General features: G+C 38.7%; 21 protein-coding genes. All 21 read right to left on the reverse strand.

From position 1 onward, the window contains the following. Positions 1 to 6 precede the first annotated feature (6 nt). The 21 genes from spoVK to yfmF all read right to left on the reverse strand — a co-directional run bounded on the left by spoVK (position 7) and on the right by yfmF (position 23,140). On the reverse strand, positions 7 to 930 hold the full coding sequence (gene spoVK / locus K3T81_RS07630) for a stage V sporulation protein K (RefSeq protein WP_106896718.1): 924 nt from the start codon (positions 928 to 930) through the stop codon (positions 7 to 9). A gap of 415 nt (positions 931 to 1,345) precedes the next feature. Further along, positions 1,346 to 1,570 carry an RNA chaperone Hfq gene (gene hfq / locus K3T81_RS07635; RefSeq protein WP_036572969.1) on the reverse strand — a complete coding sequence of 75 codons (225 nt, stop codon included), beginning with the start codon at positions 1,568 to 1,570 and terminating at the stop codon, positions 1,346 to 1,348. A gap of 36 nt (positions 1,571 to 1,606) precedes the next feature. After that, positions 1,607 to 2,542 (reverse strand): tRNA (adenosine(37)-N6)-dimethylallyltransferase MiaA, encoded by a 936-nt coding sequence (gene miaA / locus K3T81_RS07640; RefSeq protein WP_106896717.1) that lies wholly within the window; start codon positions 2,540 to 2,542, stop codon positions 1,607 to 1,609. 24 nt (positions 2,543 to 2,566) lie between these two features. Further along, complete coding sequence (locus tag K3T81_RS07645; protein ID WP_238019188.1) at positions 2,567 to 3,016, reverse strand: Dps family protein; 450 nt, start codon at positions 3,014 to 3,016, stop codon at positions 2,567 to 2,569. A 62-nt stretch (positions 3,017 to 3,078) separates the two neighbouring features. Further along, the gene (gene mutL / locus K3T81_RS07650) at positions 3,079 to 4,941 is read right to left on the reverse strand and encodes a DNA mismatch repair endonuclease MutL (RefSeq protein WP_238019190.1); all 1,863 of its coding nucleotides are present in this window, start codon (positions 4,939 to 4,941) and stop codon (positions 3,079 to 3,081) included. A gap of 14 nt (positions 4,942 to 4,955) precedes the next feature. Further along, on the reverse strand, positions 4,956 to 7,547 hold the full coding sequence (gene mutS / locus K3T81_RS07655) for a DNA mismatch repair protein MutS (RefSeq protein WP_238019192.1): 2,592 nt from the start codon (positions 7,545 to 7,547) through the stop codon (positions 4,956 to 4,958). Between the two features lie 320 nt (positions 7,548 to 7,867). Next, complete coding sequence (locus K3T81_RS07660; protein ID WP_106896714.1) at positions 7,868 to 8,431, reverse strand: outer spore coat protein CotE; 564 nt, start codon at positions 8,429 to 8,431, stop codon at positions 7,868 to 7,870. 171 nt (positions 8,432 to 8,602) lie between these two features. Next, entirely contained in the window at positions 8,603 to 9,031 is a 429-nt protein-coding gene (locus tag K3T81_RS07665; protein ID WP_106896713.1) for a YlbF/YmcA family competence regulator, read from the reverse strand. Position 9,032: 1 nt separating this feature from the next. After that, positions 9,033 to 10,604, reverse strand: coding sequence for a tRNA (N6-isopentenyl adenosine(37)-C2)-methylthiotransferase MiaB (gene miaB, locus K3T81_RS07670; RefSeq protein WP_238019194.1), 1,572 nt, complete (start codon positions 10,602 to 10,604; stop codon positions 9,033 to 9,035). A gap of 493 nt (positions 10,605 to 11,097) precedes the next feature. Beyond that, positions 11,098 to 11,358 carry a stage V sporulation protein S gene (locus tag K3T81_RS07675; protein ID WP_036572979.1) on the reverse strand — a complete coding sequence of 87 codons (261 nt, stop codon included), beginning with the start codon at positions 11,356 to 11,358 and terminating at the stop codon, positions 11,098 to 11,100. A 101-nt stretch (positions 11,359 to 11,459) separates the two neighbouring features. Then, positions 11,460 to 12,257 (reverse strand): TIGR00282 family metallophosphoesterase, encoded by a 798-nt coding sequence (locus tag K3T81_RS07680; RefSeq protein WP_036572980.1) that lies wholly within the window; start codon positions 12,255 to 12,257, stop codon positions 11,460 to 11,462. A gap of 185 nt (positions 12,258 to 12,442) precedes the next feature. After that, a complete protein-coding gene (rny, locus tag K3T81_RS07685; RefSeq protein WP_106896711.1) occupies positions 12,443 to 14,005 on the reverse strand; it encodes a ribonuclease Y in 1,563 nt (520 codons plus the stop codon). Between the two features lie 404 nt (positions 14,006 to 14,409). After that, the gene (recA, locus tag K3T81_RS07690; protein ID WP_106896710.1) at positions 14,410 to 15,444 is read right to left on the reverse strand and encodes a recombinase RecA; all 1,035 of its coding nucleotides are present in this window, start codon (positions 15,442 to 15,444) and stop codon (positions 14,410 to 14,412) included. Positions 15,445 to 15,610: 166 nt separating this feature from the next. After that, on the reverse strand, positions 15,611 to 16,870 hold the full coding sequence (locus tag K3T81_RS07695) for a competence/damage-inducible protein A (protein ID WP_238019196.1): 1,260 nt from the start codon (positions 16,868 to 16,870) through the stop codon (positions 15,611 to 15,613). Next, positions 16,870 to 17,448, reverse strand: a complete 579-nt coding sequence (pgsA, locus tag K3T81_RS07700) for a CDP-diacylglycerol--glycerol-3-phosphate 3-phosphatidyltransferase (protein WP_238019198.1) — start codon at positions 17,446 to 17,448, stop codon at positions 16,870 to 16,872. Before pgsA ends, K3T81_RS07695 begins: the two co-directional genes overlap by 1 nt. An 89-nt stretch (positions 17,449 to 17,537) precedes the next feature. Further along, positions 17,538 to 18,458 (reverse strand): helix-turn-helix domain-containing protein, encoded by a 921-nt coding sequence (locus K3T81_RS07705; protein WP_106896708.1) that lies wholly within the window; start codon positions 18,456 to 18,458, stop codon positions 17,538 to 17,540. Between the two features lie 18 nt (positions 18,459 to 18,476). Further along, a complete protein-coding gene (locus K3T81_RS07710; RefSeq protein WP_036572989.1) occupies positions 18,477 to 19,268 on the reverse strand; it encodes a DUF3388 domain-containing protein in 792 nt (263 codons plus the stop codon). 257 nt (positions 19,269 to 19,525) lie between these two features. Then, positions 19,526 to 19,771 (reverse strand): DUF3243 domain-containing protein, encoded by a 246-nt coding sequence (locus K3T81_RS07715; RefSeq protein ID WP_238019200.1) that lies wholly within the window; start codon positions 19,769 to 19,771, stop codon positions 19,526 to 19,528. 74 nt (positions 19,772 to 19,845) lie between these two features. After that, complete coding sequence (gene ymfI / locus K3T81_RS07720) at positions 19,846 to 20,562, reverse strand: elongation factor P 5-aminopentanone reductase (RefSeq protein ID WP_238019202.1); 717 nt, start codon at positions 20,560 to 20,562, stop codon at positions 19,846 to 19,848. Positions 20,563 to 20,571: 9 nt separating this feature from the next. Further along, the gene (gene yfmH, locus K3T81_RS07725) at positions 20,572 to 21,855 is read right to left on the reverse strand and encodes an EF-P 5-aminopentanol modification-associated protein YfmH (protein ID WP_106896705.1); all 1,284 of its coding nucleotides are present in this window, start codon (positions 21,853 to 21,855) and stop codon (positions 20,572 to 20,574) included. Next, positions 21,848 to 23,140 (reverse strand): EF-P 5-aminopentanol modification-associated protein YfmF, encoded by a 1,293-nt coding sequence (gene yfmF, locus K3T81_RS07730; RefSeq protein WP_106896704.1) that lies wholly within the window; start codon positions 23,138 to 23,140, stop codon positions 21,848 to 21,850. The genes yfmH and yfmF overlap by 8 nt, the downstream gene beginning before the upstream one ends. Positions 23,141 to 23,237 lie beyond the last annotated feature (97 nt).

The following is a 23,237-nucleotide window of genomic DNA, read 5'->3' on the forward strand; positions in this document are numbered from 1 at the left end:
GACTAGCTAGTTATTGCTTGAAAGATCTTCTCGCGTTAGATGAATTAAATCGTGCGTTGTAAAATGTTCTTCTGTAAGAAGCCTTACAGCATGCATACGGATAGCATGCTCTATCACATTTCTAACATAACGTGCATTGGAGAAGTTCCGCTCCTCCTCTTGCATCTTTCTCGTAAGCCGTTCCCTTAGTTCATATCTTGCTTCCTTTGTAAATCTATATTCACGTTCAGCCGCCATTTGGGTTGCAATCTCCATCAACTGGGAAACTTCATAGTTTTGAAAATCCAGAATGAACGGAAAACGTGATTTGAGTCCTGGATTTAAAGAAAGAAATCGTTCCATCTCAGAAGGATAGCCCGCAAGAATAAGAACAAAGTCGTTTTGATAGTCCTCCATATGCTTAACTAACGTATCGATTGCTTCTTTCCCAAAATCTTTTTCACCACCGCGCGCTAGCGAATAGGCTTCATCAATAAATAGGATCCCGCCCATTGCTTTTTGAATAAGCGCCCTTGTTTTTTGAGCAGTCTGCCCGATGTATTCCCCAACCAAATCTGCTCTTTCTGCTTCAATAAAATGACCTTTTGATAATTGGCCCATATCAAAATAAATTTTGGCGAGCTTGCGAGCAACGGTTGTTTTTCCTGTTCCCGGATTGCCTTTGAAAAGCATATGAAGTACTTGTTTAGAACACGATAAACCTGCTTGCTTTCGTTTTTCATTGATTACTACCGTAGCATAGACTTCTTTTATCTTCTGCTTTAGTTCATGCAACCCCACAAATGAGGAAAACTCACTGTCAATGTGTTTAAAAGAATTACTCTCAGCCATTCGATTTTGCTTATTTGGTATTGCCTTAATTTCCTCTTTTCTATCCTGAAGAATAATGTTGATTTGGTTGCTTTTACTACGCATTAACTGTGTTTCCATGCCTTCACCCCTCCGTCATTTCATTATACGCGGAGGCATAAAAGTTGTGACATTAGCCCAATAATCTTAGGAACGCAGCTAATAAAAGAGCAAATGAAGAGAGGCTGGGACATAAGAATATTAAACAAGAAAAAACTGATGTTCAAACGAGTTATTGCAGAAAAAGTTCGAATACATCTGGATAGCCCCTAATTTTTCTATATCTGAATCACACTTTAGCGAAGGAAAAATGCGGAGACTCCAGTGGGAACAGCACGAGTCCGAAGGCCCCGCAAGAAGCGATTTTTGCTTCTGAGGAGACTAAGGCCGTGCCCACGGAAAGCGAAGTATTTTCCAGAGCGGTAATTAAGCAGTTAGTTTAGTATTGTTCGTGTTTTAAAAAGGCTGGGACGTTATGTCCCAGCCACAAATTTACTTATTCTTTTTCCAACGTTACATTTTTGACAGGAGCGAATGTGGAAATTGCATGCTTAAATATCAGCTGCTGTTTTCCGTCGGTTTCTAAAAGAACGGTGAAATTATCGAATGCTTTCACTACTCCACGTAATTGAAAACCGTTTGTCAGAAACACAGTCACCGCAATATGGTTCTTTCTCAATTGGTTTAAATATTGGTCCTGAATATTTACTGTTTGCGCCATTTTCCTTCCTCCTCTTTTCTATCTATATATTCATTTCTATCTTTCTTGAAGAAATCCTGCAATATCGCGTAAAATAAGTCTAGAATTTTCCCTAGCCTCTTCGGGTTTAATCGAATACCAATTGACATCCATCTTGTTTCTAAACCATGTATACTGTCGTTTTGCAAACCTGCGAGAATTCTGCTTTAGCGTTTCGATTGCTTCCTCAAGAGACTGGTGATTTTCAAAATAAGGAATAAACTCTTTGTAACCAATCCCCTTCATTGAAGGCTTATCTGTATATCCCCTTTGATACAAAGTTTGAACCTCTTTTACCAATCCCTGTTGCACCATGAGATCTACCCGATGATTAATTCGGTCGTATAAGAGCTCTCTATCCATCTCCAACCCAATTAAATGCAGCTGATATGGAGAAGTTAGCTGCTGTGTTTCTTGCCACTCTGACATAGTCATTCCCGTTGTTTCATAGATTTCAAGCGCTCGAATAACGCGTCTAGCGTTGTTTGGGTGCGTCTTTGCAGCCTGAACTGGATCCAATTCTTTTAACCTATTGTACAGGACATTCGCTCCATCTTCTTCCATTTGTTTTTCCAGCTTCCTTGAGATGGTAATGTCTCGCTTTACATTGGCAAAATTGTAATCATATAAAGCAGCCTGTACATACAGACCGCTTCCTCCTACGAGAATGGGTAATTTATGTCTTGAGCTAATTTCCTCTATGTGCTTTTTAACACTTGCTTGGAATTCAGCAACAGAAAAAGATTCCCAAGGCTCCTTAATGTCTATCATGTGATGGGGGATACCTTCCATCTCTTCTTTTGACACCTTGGCAGTCCCAATATCCATACCCTTATAAACTTGCATCGAATCCCCGCTAATAATTTCTCCGTCAAATCGTTTTGCTACCTCAATGCTGAGTTTCGTTTTACCAACTGCTGTTGGACCTATTATCGCGATTACTGTTTGTTCCATTATTATCCCCTAAATCCTAAATGTTTAATCATATGCCATGTACGCTCTAAGCATCCAGCATCTTTTCTCCGTTTTTGCTTGGATCGTTAAAAGTAAATCCTCTGTGGGGCCATCCTCCAATTCTCTTGCAAGTTTAAGGCCACTTGAGCGGATTTCCTTATTAAGTTGTGTAAGATCATCATACAACTGACTTATTAATTCGCTTTCTTTGTCATCTGCACTGGCTTCCACCAATGTCGCTTCTTTAAGATACATACTCATAGTAGCAAGCGGTTTTCCCTCTATCATTAAAATTCTCTCGGCAATTTCATCCGAATCTTCCGCAACATCTGTGTACATTTCTTCAAATTTCTCGTGCAATGTAAAGAAATGTCTTCCTTGCACATACCAATGATATCGGTGTAATTTGACATATAGGACAAAATGATTGGACAATAATTGATTGAGAAAATTAATAAGTCTTTGATTTTCCATTAAATCCACCTCGGTGATCGTTTTTTTCTATCATCTGCGAGGCGGATTCGGTTTATTCATTTTTACATAACTCTTTTGAACATTTTTTCAAGCTCATAAGAAGAAAAGTGCACAATAATTGGCCGTCCATGAGGGCAGGTAAATGGATCCGTGGTTCCTCTTAAGTCTTCAAGGAGGCGAAACATATCTTCCTGATTTAAATAATGGTTTGCTTTAATCGATCGCTTACAAGACATCATAATAGCGGCCTCTTCTCTAATCGACTCGATATTGATACGTTCATCCGCCATTATTTGCTCCATCATTTCCCTGATAACCTCTTCTTCAAACCCTTTCGGAAACCAATTAGGGTGTGAGCGAATCACATAAGTATGCTGTCCAAAGGACTCAAAAAACAGGCCAACCTTTTCTAAATCTGCTTTATATTGCTCAATAAATATCGCTTCCTGTTTAGAGAAATCAAAGGTTAATGGCAACAAGAGCTCTTGGGCCTCGTTGTTCGTACTTCCAAGTTTTGCTTTAAAAAATTCATATTTAATGCGTTCTTGGGCGGCATGCTGGTCCACCATATAAAGCCCGTTTTCATTTTGTGCCATAATGTAGGTACCGTGGAGTTGTCCAATTGGATACATCATCGGCACTCGTTGTGCTTGTTGTTTAGGTTCCGTGCTGTCGATTTCGGTTTCGGACAGTTTTTTATCTGGCAATTCCTCTGTATACACGTTTCGGTTCTTTTGCTCTTCGGCTTCTTCGAAAGGCTTGCTTGTCAGAGGTTCTGTTTTAACCGCTGCTTGCTCTTGATTAAAAATGTTTTCTCGAACTGTATCCATGTTGTTCCAAGTTTGGTCTGATACTGATTCTGCTTTTTTCTGTTCAAAATCCATCGTATTTTGAACTGTTTTTTCTCTTGCAATAGGCTTTGATTGTAATTCCGGAATCAACGTTAGTTGTCTAAATCTTTCCCGTATGGTCTCTTCTATAAGCTGGAACAATTCTTTTTCTTTACTAAAACGTACTTCAAGCTTCGTTGGATGAACGTTCACATCGACAAGGATTGGATCCATTTTAATATCTAGTACAACGATAGGATATTTTCCAATTGGCAATAAAGTATGATAGGCTCTTAGAATTGATTGAGACAGTGGAATACTTCTAATATAGCGACCATTGATCATGGTAGATATATAACTTCTTGATGCCCTAGTCACTTCAGGCTTGGCAATGTAGCCTTTAATTGAAAAATCCAGTGTCTCCCGTTCTATCCAAAGCATTTGCTTGGCAATTCCCATACCATATACATTTGAAATGACCTGTAAATGGTCACCTGTGCCAGGGGATTTAAACAGGCCTTTCCCATTATGGGTGGCTTCAAAACGAATTTCAGGATGGGAAAGCGATAACCGGTTTAGTAGGTCTGTTATATGACCAAGTTCTGTATGGATTGTTTTCATATACTTTAATCTAGCTGGCGTATTAAAGAATAGATCTTCAACAAGAATCTCCGAGCCTTTGCGTGCATCACTTTTCGCTTTACGTGTAACCTTGCCACCTTCTAGTTGGAGAAGTGTGCCCGCCTCCTCACCCTGCGACGTTTGAATGGTAAGTCTGCTAACAGAGGCAATACTAGCTAGCGCCTCGCCACGAAATCCTAATGTCCTTACATGAAAAAGATCGTTCTCATCTTTTATCTTACTTGTTGCATGGCGGAGGAAGGCGCGCTCACAATCATCCTCTGCCATTCCATCCCCATTATCGGTAATTTTAATTTGCTGAAGCCCTGCCTCCAATATATCTATTTTTATCCATGTGCTATTTGCATCGATGCTGTTTTCTACCAGCTCTTTTACGACAGAAGCAGGACGTTCTACTACTTCACCAGCAGCAATCTTATTCGCTAACACATCGGGCATTTGCACAATGCTCATACTAACATTCCTTTCTACTTCGTGCTTTTTGCTTCTTTCTGTAACTGATACAAAGTATTCATGGCATCCATTGGTGTCATGTCAAATAAGTCAAGCTCTTGTAATTGTTTTAACAGCTTCGCATCTATCGGCTTATTTTCACTACGGGAGTTCGAAGTTTCACGCTTTTCTTCTACGAAAAAGGACAGTTGATCAGACGCTGGTAAATCTTCTATCGCTTTCGTTTCCTTTTGCTCCCCTTCTAGCTGTTGCAATATAAGATTTGCACGTTCAATTAAAGTTTCCGGAAGATTAGCAAGCTTTGCTACATGAATTCCATAACTTTCGTCTGCTGCACCTTCTTTAATTTGATGGAGAAAGACAACATTTCCTTCATACTCCTCTGCACGTACATGAATGTTCTTCAAGCGATCCAGTGAGTTTTCTAATGAAGTGAGCTCATGATAATGGGTGGAGAATAATGTTTTAGCATGAATATTATCATGGATATACTCGACAATCGCCTGGGCAAGCGCCATTCCATCGTATGTACTTGTTCCCCGACCTATTTCATCTAGTAAAATCAAACTTTTATCTGTTGCATGCGAGATGGCATGGTTTGCTTCAAGCATCTCTACCATAAACGTGCTTTGTCCTGAGACTAGGTCATCAGCAGCTCCAATCCTAGTAAATATCTGGTCAAATAATAATAATTCAGCTTCATCACAAGGAACAAAGCAACCAATTTGTCCCATGATGACCGTCAAGGCAAGTTGCCGCATATACGTACTTTTACCTGACATGTTTGGACCAGTAATAAGTAGCACATTTTTCTCAGCATCCAATTCCACATCATTTGGTACAAAATTCCCGTCACGCATGACCTGCTCAATGACAGGATGACGGCCATTTTTGATAGCAAGCTTTTCTGTGCTAAAACTTGGTCGTTTGAAATTATTTACTTCACTAACTGTAGCAAAGGTTTGAAGAACATCTATCCTGCTGACTATGTCAGCCAAATATTGTATCTCTGGAATATGTCCCTTGATTTTTTCCCGAATTTCTAAAAAGAGCTGATATTCAAGTTCAACGCTTTTCTCTTCTGCTTCTAATATAAGTTGTTCTTTTTCTTTTAATTCTGGTGTGATAAATCTCTCTGCATTGGTTAGAGTCTGTTTCCGTTCATATTTATTTTCCGGTAGGAGGTGAAGATTCGCCCGTGTCACTTCAATATAATAACCAAATACACGATTATAGCCGATTTTAAGTGATTTAATATTCGTCTCTTGCTTCTCTCTCTGTTCCAGTTCAGCAATCCACTGTTTTCCATTTCTTGACGCATAACGATACGTATCAAGCTGTTCATTGTATCCATCTTTAATGATAGATCCTTCTTTTATGGAAACGGGCGGATCGTCTACCAAGCTTTCATTCAATAACGTTACTAAATGTTCCGGATAATGAAGATCATTTGCAAGGTTTACAACCTCTTTTTGATCTATTTGATTTAGGGATTCTCTTATACCTGGAATCTTTTCTAGGGACAGCTTTAACTGTTGGAGATCTCTGGCATTGACATTACCAAAAGCGATTCTACCAGCTAGTCTTTCAAGGTCATAGACGGATTTCAATGTTTCCCTTAATGTATCTCTTTCTAGAAAATGCTCATAAAATGCCGATACTGCATCAAGTCTTTCCTCAATTTTCTCCTTGTGTAGTAATGGGCGTTCAAGCCATTTCTTCAACATGCGGGATCCCATTGCCGTTACGGTCTTATCTAAAACCCAGAGCAAGCTTCCTTGTTTTCCCTTTTTCATTATCGTTTCGGTTAATTCCAAATTTCGTTTCGAGTACATATCCAACGAGAGATAATTTTTTCGATTAATGATTTCTGCTTGTTTTAAATGATCAAGGGACCGTTTTTGCGTGTCTTGCACATAATTGAGCAGTCTGCTGAATGCTGTCATTAACCGTTCATCATTGAGATTCTCACTAAGGTCGCGATACTCCGCACTAAATTTGACTTCGTCCTGATAGGATAATGTGACCTGCAGGCGTGTTCGCAATTGACTTTGTAAGCCTTCGGGCAGTGTAGATGGAATTACTACTTCTCTGATCGGCTGGTTGTAAAATTCATGGATGACCGCTTCAAACCCTTCCTCGATAAGGGCAAGTCGATTCTCTCCTGTAGATAAGTCATTGTAAGCTATCACAAAAGAGCCATCTTCAAAGTGAGAGAGGCTGGCAATATAATTATTTTCTCCCTCGGTAAGCATAGTGCTTTCCATGACTGTTCCAGGAGTTATAAGTTGAACAACTTCCCTTTTCACAACACCTTTAGCCGTCTTAGGATCTTCCACCTGTTCACAGATGGCAACTTTATAACCTTTTTCCACAAGAATTTTTATATAATTAGCTGCTGCATGGTATGGGATACCACACATGGGGATGGGCTCTTTCTGCCCAGGATCCCTTTTGGTCAAGGTTATCTCTAACTCTCTTGCAGCTTCTATTGCATCATTAAAAAACATCTCATAAAAATCACCTAATCTAAAAAATAAAAAGGCATCTTTATAAGCTGCTTTTATTTGTAAGTATTGCTCCATCATGGGTGTATATTTTGCCATGTTTCATCCTCCAAAACGTATCTTATACTAGCTATAGTATAGCATACATCCCCTTACTCATACGAATTTCCAAGAAGCTTCTAACTAGATAAAGTGAAACTTCAATCAGTGGGGGTTTTCGTCCTTCCCCCACTTGTTAGTTGAAACGAATCGGGGTGTTAGCGTCCGTTACACCCACTTAAAACTTAACGGTTTTACTTCATGTTTTGAAGGGGGAGACTTACGGACGACTGCACCGGGATAAAATATTATATTTGGCTAATTAGAAAACTTATTTAAAAACAAAAAATTACGAGAGAGACTATCCCTCGTAATTTTTATTAGTCTTTATGATGAAGGAAATCTGGTTCAACTTCTTCCAGTTCATCATCAGTTAATTCAAAATCCCAATTGTCTTCATCGTCATCATAGTTGTTCTCAGAAGGATCAACACGGACAGCGATTTTTGTTTCACCGATAATTTGAACAACAAATTCTCTTTCAATCTCGACAACAATTTTGTGTCCCTTACTTGCAATTTTACATTCCAGGCAGTTTGGTTGCTGTGTAACTTTTGCGATTACGTCAAACTCATCATTGATACATTTATCATCTTTAACAGAAAGCGGGATTATGTCCGTATAGGTAACCCTCTCCGTTACGACCTCTGTTTTAGTATTATCATTATAGGAATACCATACATTGATGTCATAGCTCCCATTAATTTCAACAGTGTCTTCGGACTTCTTCTTAGCATTGTATAAATGATTGATCACCCAGCACCCTAGGATGCTTGATGGTCTATGAGATGGCGTAATGGAATGAGAAGCTTGCGTGAATTTTTTTCCTTTTCCACAAACGGCTTTTGTAATGATTTCTCTATAGTCTTTTTCAAGAAAAGTCATAATTACTTTTACCTCCTCTTTTTTCATTCTCATTTTATGCAAGACAAATACCTAAAGTGCATAGCTATTTGTGAAAAAAGAAAAGAAACCAATTTTAGGGTGATTGAGAAGTGTCAGGATGCGGTTTGGAAATAAAAAAAGAAAGAGACTGCTTCGTCTCTTTCATCGTAATTAGTTACTGCAACTATGATTCTTTTTTGCTTTTGACCCAGTTTCTCCTGCTAAAAGGTCACCGCCTGTTGATTCAATGACATTATTGGTAACTTCTCTGGCTATCGTTCCAGAAACGAGTTGTAATACATCATTTACCACAATTTGTGTTTCTTTAAATTCCTGAACTACTGGAATTTCGTCAATTTCATTTTGCAGACGATCAATTTCTTCCTCGATACGTTTTAACGCTTCTCTTTTCTCATAAGCCTGAAAGTTTACTGCTTGTTTCTGCAATGCTTTAATCTTTGTGATTAATTTTTGCACTTTTTGATTTTCATTTATTTTTGCTTCTACTTGCTTAAAGCGATCAATTTCTTCTGTATTTGCAAGCATTGATGCAAGTCTTTTTGCTTCTTCTAATACTTGTGTACGTGTATATTCTGCCATATTAGTTCACCTCTACTGTATTTTCTACCATCACACCGTTTAAAGACCATGTTTTTGCTTCTGTAATTTCAACTTCTACAATACTGCCAATCGAAGACTTCGGCCCTTTAAAATTGACTAATTTATTTTTTTCTGTATATCCTGCTAGTACGTCAGGGTCTTTCTTACTTTCCCCTTCTACAAGCACTTTAACTTTATTATTTGTATAGGTTTTCATTGACTCTGCCGACTGCTTATTAACAAGATCATTTAAACGATATAGGCGCTGTTTTTTCACTTCTTCTGGTACATCGTCTTTTTTTCTTGCAGCAGGTGTACCTTCACGAGGTGAGTAGATAAACGTATACGCTGCCTCAAATCCAACCTCTTCAACTAACGTCATTGTTTCCTCAAATTGTTCATCTGTTTCATTTGGGAACCCAACGATTATGTCAGTTGTTAATGTCGCATTTGGCATTGCTTCACGTATTTTCCTTACAAGTTCAAGGTATTCCTCTCTCGTATACTTTCGATTCATTTTCTTTAAGATCTCACTGCTTCCTGATTGTACTGGCAAGTGAATATGATCTAGTAAATTACCACCTTTGGCCAATACTTCAATTAGACGGTCGTCAAAATCGCGTGGATGGGAAGTCGTAAAGCGTACCCGCGGAATATTAATTTTGTGCATGTCATCCATTAAGTCACCAAGACCATAGGTTAAATCTTCAAAATCTTTACCGTAGGCGTTAACATTTTGCCCCAGCAATGTTACCTCCTGATAGCCTTGGGCAGCAAGGTGACGTACCTCTTGTATAATATCCTCAGGTCGTCGACTTCTTTCTTTTCCTCGGGTCATGGGAACGATACAGTAGGTACAGAATTTATCGCAACCATACATGATATTTACCCATGCTTTGATTTTTCCTTTCCTTGCTTTAGGAAGATTCTCTATAACATCGCCTTCTTTTGACCACACTTCTACGATCTTTTCTTTGCCAAACATTGCTTCTTTCACTAAATGTGGCAAGCGATGAATGTTGTGCGTTCCAAAGATGAGATCCACATGCTGATGCTTCTTCAGTATACGGTTTACAACAGATTCTTCCTGGGACATGCAACCGCAAACACCTAGGATAAGATCAGGCTTTTCTACTTTTAAAGGTTTTAAATGGCCAATCTCACCGAACACTTTGTTTTCAGCATTTTCTCTGATGGCACAAGTGTTTAGTAGAATAATGTCTGCTTCATTTGTATCAGAAGTTGACTCATATCCCATTTCGGTTAAGATACCCGCCATCACTTCTGTATCGTGTTCATTCATCTGACATCCATATGTACGTATTAAAAATTTCTTTCCTTCACCAATTCGCTCCATGTCCTCAGGAATAGCAAAATCATAGTGAACGTTTACTTTATCCCGGCCACGCTTTCGAGCTTTATTTAAATTAGGTGGTTCATAAGTAGTTTCAAAGTATTTTGCAAAATCAGCACTTGTTTTTTCATGTAAAGGTTTTTCCAGTCCGGATTTTCTGTCCGCGGCATCTGCCTGATTGACTATTTGCGACTGTTCTTTTCGTTGCTGTTCGTTCATTTAAAAGACCCCTTTCATGTTTCCACACCAAACTATACCTATACAATATTACAGTATAAATGCTACAAGCAAAATATACAATATTATTGAACAAAAGCGTAGAGCGACTGTAGTAAATCAACTGAGATAAAGGAATTATGCCCCTGCAAAAGGGGTATGTCGGCGTTGGCCGGCAAGGCCGATTTTAGTCCGACCTACTTTAATTTAAAAATCGATAATGACTTTCACCCTCCGGGTATAAGTGCGACTAGGCCTCTAGTTTACACCAGTCGGCAAGTCTTCTTTATCTTATGGCGATTTGCGAAGTAGACTAGTTTTTGGCGATCGAAGCTAGAGGATCAAAAGCATGGAGCACTTTTTCATCTTTTTGGCAAAGTGCTTGTATTAAAATTGTCCCACCCCATACTTTCTCCCTTAAACTATCTCTTTTAAGCTTATTTCTACCATAATAAAAACCTCCCTAAATTGCGGGAGGTAATATCGGTTATTCTATTTATCTCGGTTCTACAATAAGTTTAATGGCTGTTCTTTCTTCATTATCAATCATAATATCCGTAAATGCTGGTATACAGATTAAATCCACTCCACTTGGAGCTACGAACCCTCTTGCAATAGCTACAGCTTTTACCGATTGGTTTAGTGCACCAGCACCAATTGCCTGGATTTCCGCTGTGCCACGTTCTCTTAGGACATTCGCGAGTGCGCCCGCTACTGAATTTGGACTTGATTTAGCTGAAACTTTTAATACTTCCATTACTAGTACCTCCTTTATTTGCTATTGTAGTTCTATTTCTACTATATTCTTGGAGATGTTAGCTTATTACAGTATGGACAAATAATTCACAGATTCAAAGACTAGCCAAAAAATGGGTGATCCTCATTAATCATGATCCGTTCTACTTTAGTTGCTTTCCCACTATTCTTATCAATTGAAACAACGAATCCATTTAATTGTGTTCTTCCCTCTTTCGTAATTTCAAAACGCACCGGCATAGATGTAAGAAATCTTTTCATAACAGCTTCTCTATTTACTCCAAGGATTCCATCATATGGCCCTGTCATCCCAACATCTGAAATATATGCTGTTCCCCCTGGTAAAATACGTTCATCTGCTGTTTGTGTATGTGTATGCGTACCAACTATAGCACTTACCCTTCCATCCACATACCATCCCATCGCTTGCTTTTCACTTGTAGCTTCACCGTGAAAATCAACAAAAATAATATTCGTACGTTGCTTTGCCTCTTCAATTAAAAGGTCCATTTTTTGAAATGGATCATCTATAACAGGTAGAAAAGTGCGGCCCTGCATATTAATAACTGCTATTTCCGTACCATTTACATTCAAATAAACAATACCCTTCCCTGGATTATTTTCAGGAAAATTCGCAGGACGTATCATATATTTTGCGTCATCAATAAACTCAAAGATTTCTTTCTTATCCCATGTGTGGTTACCCATGGTAACGACTTGTGCGCCCCATTCTAGAAATTGCTTGTAAATTTTTTCTGTAATGCCCTTTCCGGAGGCAGCATTTTCACCATTGATAATTGTCACGGTCGGGCGATATTTCTCTTTTAATTTCGGTAAGTAATCCTGTACCATGTCTCTTCCCGGTGAACCTACTACATCACCAATAAATAATATCTTCATAAATAGTTCATCCCATCTCTATTAGTTATATTTAGTTTTTCATATAAACTTTCTATTGTCAAAACGTAGCCATTTTCTAATCCCTTTGGTATGAAAGGCAACTTTAATTGGCCACAACCCAACCAGATAACTTTTTACCAAACAAAAAAAGCGGTCAATGACCGCTTTTTTTGTTTGGCTATGCATTATTTTGCATATTCAACTGCCCTGGTTTCTCTGATTACCGTAACTTTTATGTGTCCAGGATAATCAAGTTCACCTTCAATTCGTTTTCGAATGTCTCTAGCGATACGAACCGATTCGATGTCATCAATTTCGTCAGGTTTAACCATGATTCTTATTTCTCTTCCTGCCTGGATAGCAAAAGATTTTTCTACTCCCGTAAAGGATTCAGATATCTCTTCCAGTTTCTCCAGCCTCTTAATGTAATTCTCAAGTGTTTCACTTCTTGCACCAGGTCTAGCAGCAGATAGTGCATCCGCAGCAGCAACCAGGACAGAAATAATGGAGGTAGGTTCCTCGTCACCATGGTGGGAGGCAATTGAGTTAATGACAACTTCGTGCTCTTTGTATTTCATCGCTAATTCTTTTCCAATCTCAACATGGCTACCTTCTACTTCATGGTCAATTGCCTTTCCGATATCATGAAGTAATCCGGCTCTTCTAGCCAATGTTTCATCTTCTCCTAATTCAGCTGCAAGCAATCCAGATAAGTAAGCAACTTCTGTTGAATGCTTAAGGACATTTTGTCCATAACTTGTCCGGTATTTCAGTCGACCAAGTATTTTAACCAGATCCGGGTGAAGACCATGCACACCAACTTCAAATGTTGTTTCCTCACCGATCTCTCTAATATATTCGTCCACTTCACGTCTGGATTTATCAACCATTTCCTCAATTCTTGCAGGGTGAATTCTACCATCCTGTACAAGTTTTTCAAGTGCCAAACGGGCAGTCTCACGACGAATTGGATCAAATCCAGATAGAATTACCGCCTCAGGGGTGTCATCTATAATAAGATCAATTCCAGTTAATGTTTCCAGTGTACGTATATTACGTCCTTCTCTACCAATTATACGCCCCTTCATTTCATCGTTTGGAAGATTCACTACAGAAACGGTTGTTTCCGCAACGTGGTCTGCTGCACAGCGTTGCAGGGCAAGGGAAAGAATATTCTTCGCCTTTTTGTCTGCTTCTTCCTTCGCACGATTCTCAGCTTCCTTGATCATTAGTGCGGATTCATGCGCAACATCTTTTTCAATACGCTCTAAGATAACCTGTTTTGCCTGGTCGGTCGTGTATCCTGAAATGCGCTCAAGCTCTGTTTGCTGCTCCTGCTTCATAGCTTCCACTTTGCTTTCCATTTCTTCAATTTGTTGTTGTTTTTCTGTTAGTGACTGTTCTCTTTTCTCTAACATGAGCTCACGCTTGTCTACTGTATCACTTTTTCTGTCCAGATTTTCTTCTTTTTGCATCAGACGATTTTCTTGCTTTTGTACATCTAAACGACGTTCTCGTAACTCGTCTTCTGTCTGCTGACGAAGCTTGTGATTTTCATCCTTCGCTTCAAGAAGTGCCTCTTTTTTAGCGGCATCTGCATTTCGATGTGCCTCATCCACTATTTGTTTAGCTAAGGTTTCTGCACTGGAGATCTTAGCTTCAGCAATAGATTTACGAATCAGATAACCAACAACAATACCGACGATTAGGAGCAAAATGGAGATGATTATAAAGATAGGATTGTCCATAATTTCACCTCCTATTGCTATTAAGTTTTACAAATCATTATTGTCGGCATGTACCGTTTTCAAATGCAAAAGAACAATAATTCATATAATATAAATTATAAATTTATACATATTTAATTTTAATTGTCTATATAAGGAATGTCAAGGAAACGTCACAAACTATTTCCTTACCCTAATAGGAAATAAAAGAAACGCTTTTATTTCTCTTACTTAATAGGAAGTAATTAGCTCGATAGGACCTCTTTTTACCACTCTCATAACTAAAATATAGCCATATAGAGAAAATACTAAACTGTAATACTCAAGCTTAAACCTTATAAAGAAAACCGGACATATTCGAATTAGCTTCGAAATATCGTCCGGCATTAGTTTAATAGAACACTACTAAATTTTTCATTTCCTGCTTACACATCAAAACTTTCCTGGCTAACCTCTTCAGCTTCTTCAGGCTCTTCATCCAACTTATAATGTTGACGGATTGCTTCGTGGATTTCAGTCGTTATGTCTGTGTTTTCCTTTAGGAATTGCTTCGCATTTTCGCGACCTTGGCCTAACCTTTCTTCATTATAGGAATACCAAGCACCGCTTTTCAGTACAATGTCCAGATCTGAACCAATATCAAGGATCTCCCCTTCTCTGGATATACCTTCACCATACATAATATCTACTTCCGCCTGTTTGAAAGGTGGAGCTACTTTATTTTTCACTACTTTAATTCTAGCTTTATTCCCCATGATATCGTTGCCTTGCTTCAATGTCTCTGCACGGCGAACTTCTAGTCTTACAGATGAATAGAATTTTAGTGCACGACCACCTGGTGTAGTTTCAGGGTTACCGAACATAACACCTACTTTTTCACGAATCTGGTTAATAAAGATAGCAGTTGTTTTTGACTTGTTAATTGCTCCAGATAGCTTTCTGAGTGCCTGTGACATAAGACGAGCTTGAAGTCCAACATGGGCGTCACCCATTTCACCTTCTATTTCCGCTTTCGGTACAAGGGCAGCAACTGAGTCCACTACGACGATATCTACTGCACCACTTCTCACAAGTGCCTCAGCTATTTCCAGTGCTTGTTCCCCAGTATCTGGTTGTGATAACAGCAATTCATCAATGTTAACACCAAGTGCTCTTGCATAGATTGGATCAAGTGCATGCTCTGCATCAATAAAAGCAGCCTGTCCACCTTTTTGCTGAGCCTCTGCAATGGCATGTAAAGCAACAGTCGTTTTACCTGAAGATTCCGGGCCATATATTTCAATAACACGTCCGCGCGGGTATCCACCTATTCCTAATGCAACATCTAAAGCAAGTGATCCACTTGGAATGGTTGCTATCTTCCTTTGTTCTTGCTCCCCAAGTTTCATTATTGATCCTTTACCAAATTGCTTCTCTATTTGTCTCAACGCCATATCTAACGCTTGTTTTCTATCGCTCACAACGTACTCCTCCTTCAGTTCTTCTATTTACATCATACATTGTTTTTTACCTTTTGCCAAGAAAAAAACGAATAAATGTTCCCTTTTTTTAATATGGTTCTTTTGGAAAAAATAGCATTTTACAGTATGAAGGCCAAGCTAGAATTAAATTAACTCCTCATACAACCTACTCAATAGTGGAATTTAAATAATTAAAAAGAAATTCTAATCCCTTAATTGTCGCCCGATGTCTTACTGAATTGCGATCACCATGAAAATGATAACCTTTGGTTTCAGAGCGTTTATTTACGTGGTCGTATATAGAAACAAAGACAGTACCTGGTTGGTGGTCCTCAATTGACATAGGGCCCGCAACTCCAGTAAATGAAATTCCAAATGAACTACCCAGCAAACCACTGACCTTCTCAGCCATCTGTTCTGCACAAGCTTCAGAAACAGTCCCGTCTTCTACGAGGACTTCCTCTGATATTCCAAGTACTTTCCTTTTTACATCCGTGTCATAGCATACAATTGAACCCTTACAGGCAGCTGAAGCACCAGAAATAGAGACGAGTTTATCAGTAAACATTCCGCCCGTCAGGCTTTCCGCTGCAGCGATCGTCTTACCACTAGATTTGAGTAAATCTATTATTTGTTGCTCGATCGTTTGCTCATCGACACCAAAAAGATATTCCCCGAGTCGATCCTCTACTTGTGCTTTTGTTTGTTCTAGTAAAGAATTGGCTTCTGTTTCGGAGTTATGTCTGGCAGTCAGCCTGATTACAACACCACTTTCTTGCGCTAGCGGTGCGAGAGTAGGGTTGCTTTGATTTTGAATTAAATCATATAATTCATGCTCAAGCTGGGACTCTCCGATTCCGATAAACTTTAAGATCATTGATTTGATAACTTGCTTTTCACCAGTCAAATTCTGCAAATAAGGGAAAACAGAAGTACTGGCCAAATGCTTCATCTCTCTTGGAACTCCTGGAAGAAAAACCCACGTTTTCTCTTCATAAGTGACAATCATACCAGGTGCCATCCCAGCATGGTTTTCCAATACGCTAGCTCCTGCAAAAACTCGCGCCTGCTTCCGATTATTCGGTGTCATATTGGTTCCGCGTTTAGTGAAAAAAGCTGTTATTTTATCCATGGAAGGCTCGTGTTCTACAATGTCCATACCACTCATTGCTTGAAATGCCTCTCTTGTTAAATCATCATCTGTCGGACCCAATCCCCCTGTCACAATAATCACATCTGAACGAGCATGGGCTTGGTTGAATACTGTTTTGACACGCTGCAAGTTGTCTCCTACAACAGTATGATGGTACACATTCACCCCGAATAAAGCGAGTTGTTGAGATAACCATTGTGCATTTGTATTCGAAATTTGTCCGAGCAATAATTCCGTGCCTACTGCAACAATCTCTGTTTTTAATTGTTTCATCACTTCGAATCCCTCATGACATGCCAATTTTTCATGAAGTAGTCAACTCCCGAAACAATGGTAAAGAATAGTGCAGCATAAAGCATTACCGTACCAAACGGGAAGCCTATGTAGGAGAACGGGAACTGATGTAGAAGCAAAATTGCGATTGCAATCATTTGTGTTGCAGTTTTAAGCTTCCCCATGCTTCCAGCAGCAAGTACTATACCTTCCCCGGCTGCGACAAGTCTTAGCCCTGTAACTGCAAACTCCCTACTTATAATGACAATAACAAGCCAAGCTGGTGCCATCCCCATTTCCACTAATAGTATTAACGCTGCTGAGACAAGAAGCTTATCAGCAAGCGGGTCTAAAAACTTACCTAGATTTGTTACGAGGTTATGCTTACGTGCATAATGGCCGTCAACCCAATCCGTAGCAGCTGCTAAAATGAAAAGCAAAGCCGCTATGAAATCTGATACAGGTAGAGATGTTTCCCCAATATCCCAAGTGCCCCAATTAAATGGAATACTTAACAATAGAATAAAGATAGGGATTAGAAAAATTCGAGATAGCGTAATTTTATTAGGTACATTCATTCGTAAATCCTCCTATTATGTTTACTATTATGTGTAAGTTAAGTGATAAAACCCTTCCGTCAGTATAAAAGGGAAGGGCTTCTCTACAATTATTCTGTTTCCTGGTTAATTTCCAGCCAAATATCCTGACGCACTTTTGCATTCGCATCAACCGGATATTCCATCTCCACTCCATTTATCGTAATGGTTAAATTAGAGGCATTTCCGATCTTAAAGAATATGCGTTCTTTTCCACTTAAGTCAATTTCTAATGGGGATTGGTCACTGGTAAACATTCCTTCTTCAAAAAATGTCTCCCCATCTTCAGATTCTACAAGAAGCCAAGTATCGCTTGTTGCTTCCAATGTTGCTGTTATTTCATCCCCTGCGTTATCTAATGCTACAGTTGAGACAGGTGTAGATCCAGTCCCCTCTTCCACTACAGAAAAAGAAGGCTCTGGCTGATTTTCTTCCTGTTCTTGTTCATTTGTTTCTTCCTGATCCGCATCGTCAGTAGTAGACTCATCTTCATTGCTTTCATTATCTTCATTACCAGACGCATTCTCTTGTGAATTTTCTGGGTTGGTTATAATAATGTCTTCTTCCTCGCTTGGCGCATTACTTTCATCATTCCCCATGGATTGCTTAATAAAATACCATGCGGCAAAAAGGATACCTATAACAAGTATAACTGTAATAATTGTTGGCAGAATGGAAGAATGGGAACTGCTTTTCTCCGTATTTCCAGATTTCCTTGTCCGTTGCATACGAGTATATTGTACTTCTTCTTGTTCTTCTGTTTTAGGAACTTCTTCTTTGTACTCCTCTAATAATTCATCTGGATCAAGTCCTACCGCGTTGGCATATTCCTTAATAAACGCCCGTGCATAAAACTTACCAGGAAGGATTTTCATATTCCCTTCTTCAATCGCCATGAGGTAACGTTTCTGTATTTTGGTAGATTCTTGCAGACTTTCTAAAGAGATATTCTTCGCTTCTCTCGCTTCCTTTAACCGTACACCAATTTCCATATATAAACACCATCCATTTTAAAAATCAAACATTGTAAAGCCATTGTCCTGGCTAAAATCCTGCCTTTCGATAGGCTCATATGTAATTACTTCATCTTCATGGCTTCGAAGTTCAATGATGTAATCAAAATCATCTATTTTATACTCCGTCGCCTGTACAAAAATATCTGGATGCTCAACCACCTTTATAGATGGAAGCTGCATCACTTCTCGTATTAACTGCCAATGTTTCTCATTCGCTCTGTTTTTTGAAACAACACCATCAATAATGTATATATTATCGGGGTTATATTCACCTTCAATCAGTTTGCTGCGCACCGTCTGCTTTAGTAATGTGCTTGATACAAACAACCATCGCTTGTTTGCACAGACACTTGCTGCCACTACTGATTCCGTTTTGCCAACACGAGGCATTCCTCGAATACCAATTAGTTTATGTCCTTCTTGTTTATATAATTCCGCCATAAAATCGACTAATAAACCAAGTTCATCTCTCACAAACCGAATTGTCTTACGGTCATCAACATCTCTATGAATGTACTTCCCGTGTCGCACGGCTAATTTATCACGCAGTTTTGGCTTCCTGATCTTTGTAACATTAATTGTATCCATTGTTTGCAAAATTGTCTTTAGTCTTGTAATGTTTTCATCATATTTAGAGAGCAGAAGCATCCCTCTCCTGGAATTCTCCACTCCATTTATTGTGATAATGTTGATTGACAACATTCCTAGCAATGAGGAAATATCACCAAGTAACCCAGGTCGATTTATTTGGATTTCATATTCAAGATACCATTCTGTTCTCTCCATAAGATTACTCCTTAGTAAATAACTTCCTAAAATCTATCATGTCAATCCCTCTCTATATAATAAATGATTTTTACGTAAGTGAAAAGAGATTATCATCCATATGTGTAAATAAAGTTAGAAAAGTGAAAAGCGCCGCTTAGAAAAGTAGCACTGGAAGTGGAGTAAACATGGAAATTATACTCACAATAGAGGAAAAGGAAAAAGGAATTGTACTATTTCTCTACAATTCCTTTTTCTTCATAATTTTTATTTGCTTATTACTTTTGAACAAGCTTAACCATTGTGTTTGCAAGTGCTTGTTGTTCCTCTTCATTAGCAGCGTTCCATAGTTCACGCAACACAGCTTCTTCTTCATTCTTAGCTTCTACGCTTTGTGAAAGGTAATCGCCTACTTCTTGTGCTACACTTTGAATTGTCTTTTCACTCATACCCTGTTGCTGGGCCTGCTGTAATTTATCCGATAAGAAACCCTTCCAGGAATCAAAATTATCCAATACTGACATACAGATGCCTCCTTCCATGTTATACACCTATAGTATTTGATGAAAAGCAGGCTTTATACATGGAACTTGTTAAATCACCAGCCACCAGTCATATTAATAATTTCACCATGAATATAAGGAGAGTGCTTATCAAGTAAAAATGCGACTAAATTTGCTATTTCTTCAGGTTTACCAGCTCGTCGTAATGGGATCTCATCCAATATGGCTTCTCTCTCGCCCTGGTCTAGTTGTGCATTCATTTTTGTTTCAATAAAACCCGGGCTTATCCCATTAACTGATATCCCTGTTGGTCCTACCTCTTTTGCAAGTGCCTTAACAAAGCTGTTTTGTGCACCTTTTACGGAAGAGTAAACCACTTCATTGCTAGCACCTTCTCTACCCCAAATGGAAGTAATAAAAATGATATTACCCTCGTTTTTTTGAATCATAGAGGGGAGTAGATGCTTGGTAAGCAACCAAGGAGCTTTGACGTGTATGGATAACATCTCATCCATTACCTTATCCGGCGTTTGCTGGAAGAGCCCATAATAGGCATGGCCCCCAGCATAAATGACACTATCTACCGAATAAGCGAGTTGGTTCATAAAATTCTGTATTCCTTCTGGTTCTGCCAAATTCGCCTCGATTATATCTAAAACAGCTTCTGAATTATGCCGCCTTCTAAACTCGTGCAATCTTGCTTTGTTTTGGTAACCATGCAAAAGAAGCGTATAGCCGCTTAGCACAAGTTTTTCAGCAATTGCCACTCCAATATCTCCACTTGCCCCTATAATTAATACATTCTTCCCCATTATATCTCCTTATTCTCCTGTAATCACATGTACAGCTAATTGTTGTTCTGAAATCCATTCTTTTAAGAATCCATTGGCATCTTCTAATGTAAGCGCCTGTATTTCCGGGATAATGTTAAAGAAATCAATTCCTAGCATGTGATAATGCGTGTATTTACTTGCAATAAATTCCAAGGAGTTCATTGCTCTTAATAATTGCCCAATCTTTTTCTTTTTCATACGGCTAAAATCGTCTTCTGCCAGATCATTATTTCTCGTAGAAAGCAACATTTCTTTCACTTTACTTGAAAAAGCTTCAGGTTTCTGTGCATTACTTCCAATAAGGGTATAACCAAAATTTCTTTCAAGGTTGGTTTCATAAAAGAAACTATCATCAATTAACTCTGATTGATACAACTCTTGATAAAAGTCCCCACCTTTAGAGAAATAATGATCCATAACCATGCTTTGCAAAAGTTCCCTTTTTAAAAATTCATTCTTCGTCAATGTAGAAACAGAGTCTTTAATCCCAATCGTACATTTGGGTACTGACACGGACATGGTTTGCCTTGCTTCTGGCTTTGCCACTTCCATCTTTTCTTCTGGAAATTGTCGTTTAATTTCATCCATTTTTTGAAATGTTTTTGCATTCTGATTGGCTTCAATTAGTTCCATCATCGAACTGGGATCAAAATTACCAGCTAAAAAGAAAATCATATTCTCCGGATGATAAAATGTATTGTAGCATGTGTATAAATCATCTTTGGTGATGGTATGAATCGAATCTACTGTCCCTGCTATGTCAATGTTTACAGGGTGTTCTTTAAACATGCTTTTAATCGTGCCCATAAAAGATTGCCAATCCGGCTGGTCATCATACATCTTAATTTCCTGTGCAATGATGCCCTTTTCCTTCTCGACTGACTCCTCGGAAAAATAGGGATCTTGGACAAAATCTAATAGTGTTTCTACGTTTTTTTCAATATGATTCGTTGCCGAAAACAAATAAGCGGTTTTTGTAAAAGAAGTATAAGCATTTGGTGAAGCACCCTGCTTACCAAAGTCTGCAAATACATCTCTATCTTTTTTTTCAAAAAGCTTGTGTTCTAAAAAGTGGGCAACCCCTTCAGGAACGGTAACTGCCTCATCTGAACCTATGGGTGTAAAGGTTTGGTCAATGGATCCATAATTAGTGGTAAAGAGACCATATGTTTTTGCCATCTCTGGCCTTGGCAATAACAAAACGGTCAGTCCATTATCCATCTTTTTCGTGTATAGCGTTTCGGATATCTCCTCATAAACTTGCTTATTCATTTGTTTCACCGTCCTTGCTTGTTAACAGATAAAGAGTGTCAGCTTCCACTTTCTCAGCTGCTGAGATGACTTGTTCACGGTTTACTGCTTTTATTCCTTTGATTAACTGCTCAGGAGTTCTTTCTTTCCCAGCAAGAACCTGCTGGTAAAGCAATTCAACTAAGCCTTGCGGATGGTCCATTGTTTCTCGTAATTGATTAACAATAAGGTCTTTGGTCTCTTCCAATTCCTCGTCGGTGAAATCCCCTTTTTTCATGGCTTCTAGCTGCTCATTCATGATGTCTCTTGCCTGTTCGTAATCCTTTGGTGCGATACCACTAAATACGATTAAGAGACCTTTCTGACTCTCCAGACGCGAGGAAGCATAATAGGCCAAACTATTTTTTTCTCTAACGTTAATAAATAATTTAGAGCTCGGAAAACCTCCAAACATTCCATTAAACACCTGTAAGGCAAAATATTCGTCATCATGATACGTACAATTTGTACGGTACCCAATGTGTAGCTTAGCCTGCTGGATATTTTCCTTTTCCACCACTTCTGTTAATTCCCCAGAATTATTTTTATTAGTGGGGCTTACTTGCGTAGCCTGAGTATTCACTTGCTCACGCTTTAGCTTTGCGACAAGTTGCTGCTTTAATGTTTCTTCGTCAAAATCTCCCTGTACATACACATCCAGCTGGTCTTCTGAAATGGCTTTCTTATAATAGGTGTATAAATTTTCAGGTGTTATTTCCTCAAGATCTTCTTGGTAACCATGTACATGGAGGGCATATGCTTCTCCTTTACACATTTCATCAATTAAGCGCATGTTTGCATAACTCATTTTGTCATCTTTAATGGCATGAATCTTCTGTTTTAGTGTATCCTTCTCACGTTTAACTACTTTTTGGTTAAATGCATCATTCTCTGCATTTGGATTAAAAAGAAGTTCACTTAGTAAGGATATGCTTTCCTCTACAATTTTTGATTCATCCGGTATAAACTTCTCGTTTGGCACTTCCAAGCGGAAGCTTATAATATGTTGCTCTCCTTTTTTTGAACCATCGACCGAGAGTACAGCACCATATAAGTCATCCAATTTTCTTTGTAGCTCCTTTTTACCTGGATAGTTAAGCGTCCCTTGTTGCAAAATATACGGTAGTAATGCTCTTTTCGTGATCGTGTCTCTTTCTAGCGACGCTTTCAGCTTTACAACAATATTAATTGTTTTGTATTTCTTATTATGGATAAAATGTAAGTTTAGTCCATCTGTATGGACGACGTTTTCTTCAACAGCTTCCATCCTGTTTCCTCCCGTTCTTTTTATACGTAGCATTCTAGAGTACGTTGATTATTCTGTTCAATTTTACCAATTGTAATCCATTATAAAATAAAAAAAT

Origin of the sequence: Oceanobacillus jordanicus, from assembly GCF_022095695.1 — a bacterium.
GTDB classification, from domain to species: domain Bacteria; phylum Bacillota; class Bacilli; order Bacillales; family Amphibacillaceae; genus Oceanobacillus_B; species Oceanobacillus_B jordanicus.

Coding starts and splice junctions, on each gene's coding strand:
- K3T81_RS07715 (WP_238019200.1), bottom strand. CDS start 19,771: ATGTCAGTATTGGATAATTTTGATTCCTGGAAGGGTTTCTTATCGGAT.
- mutS (WP_238019192.1), bottom strand. CDS start 7,547: ATGGCAAAATATACACCCATGATGGAGCAATACTTACAAATAAAAGCA.
- miaA (WP_106896717.1), bottom strand. CDS start 2,542: ATGGAACAAACAGTAATCGCGATAATAGGTCCAACAGCAGTTGGTAAA.
- spoVK (WP_106896718.1), bottom strand. CDS start 930: ATGGAAACACAGTTAATGCGTAGTAAAAGCAACCAAATCAACATTATT.
- miaB (WP_238019194.1), bottom strand. CDS start 10,604: ATGAACGAACAGCAACGAAAAGAACAGTCGCAAATAGTCAATCAGGCA.
- yfmF (WP_106896704.1), bottom strand. CDS start 23,140: ATGGAAGCTGTTGAAGAAAACGTCGTCCATACAGATGGACTAAACTTA.
- rny (WP_106896711.1), bottom strand. CDS start 14,005: ATGGACAATCCTATCTTTATAATCATCTCCATTTTGCTCCTAATCGTC.
- K3T81_RS07705 (WP_106896708.1), bottom strand. CDS start 18,458: ATGGAAATTGGTGTACGGTTAAAGGAAGCGAGAGAAGCGAAGAATATC.
- K3T81_RS07645 (WP_238019188.1), bottom strand. CDS start 3,016: ATGGAAAATCAAAGACTTATTAATTTTCTCAATCAATTATTGTCCAAT.
- K3T81_RS07675 (WP_036572979.1), bottom strand. CDS start 11,358: ATGGAAGTATTAAAAGTTTCAGCTAAATCAAGTCCAAATTCAGTAGCG.
- K3T81_RS07660 (WP_106896714.1), bottom strand. CDS start 8,431: ATGACTTTTCTTGAAAAAGACTATAGAGAAATCATTACAAAAGCCGTT.
- ymfI (WP_238019202.1), bottom strand. CDS start 20,562: ATGGGGAAGAATGTATTAATTATAGGGGCAAGTGGAGATATTGGAGTG.
- yfmH (WP_106896705.1), bottom strand. CDS start 21,855: ATGAATAAGCAAGTTTATGAGGAGATATCCGAAACGCTATACACGAAA.
- K3T81_RS07695 (WP_238019196.1), bottom strand. CDS start 16,870: ATGAAACAATTAAAAACAGAGATTGTTGCAGTAGGCACGGAATTATTG.
- K3T81_RS07680 (WP_036572980.1), bottom strand. CDS start 12,257: ATGAAGATATTATTTATTGGTGATGTAGTAGGTTCACCGGGAAGAGAC.
- K3T81_RS07665 (WP_106896713.1), bottom strand. CDS start 9,031: ATGGCAGAATATACACGTACACAAGTATTAGAAGAAGCAAAAAGACTT.
- K3T81_RS07710 (WP_036572989.1), bottom strand. CDS start 19,268: ATGGAGAGAACAGAATGGTATCTTGAATATGAAATCCAAATAAATCGA.
- mutL (WP_238019190.1), bottom strand. CDS start 4,941: ATGAGCATTGTGCAAATGCCCGATGTGTTAGCGAATAAGATTGCTGCT.
- hfq (WP_036572969.1), bottom strand. CDS start 1,570: ATGGCGCAAACAGTAAATATTCAGGACCAATATTTAAACCAATTGAGA.
- pgsA (WP_238019198.1), bottom strand. CDS start 17,448: ATGAATGTACCTAATAAAATTACGCTATCTCGAATTTTTCTAATCCCT.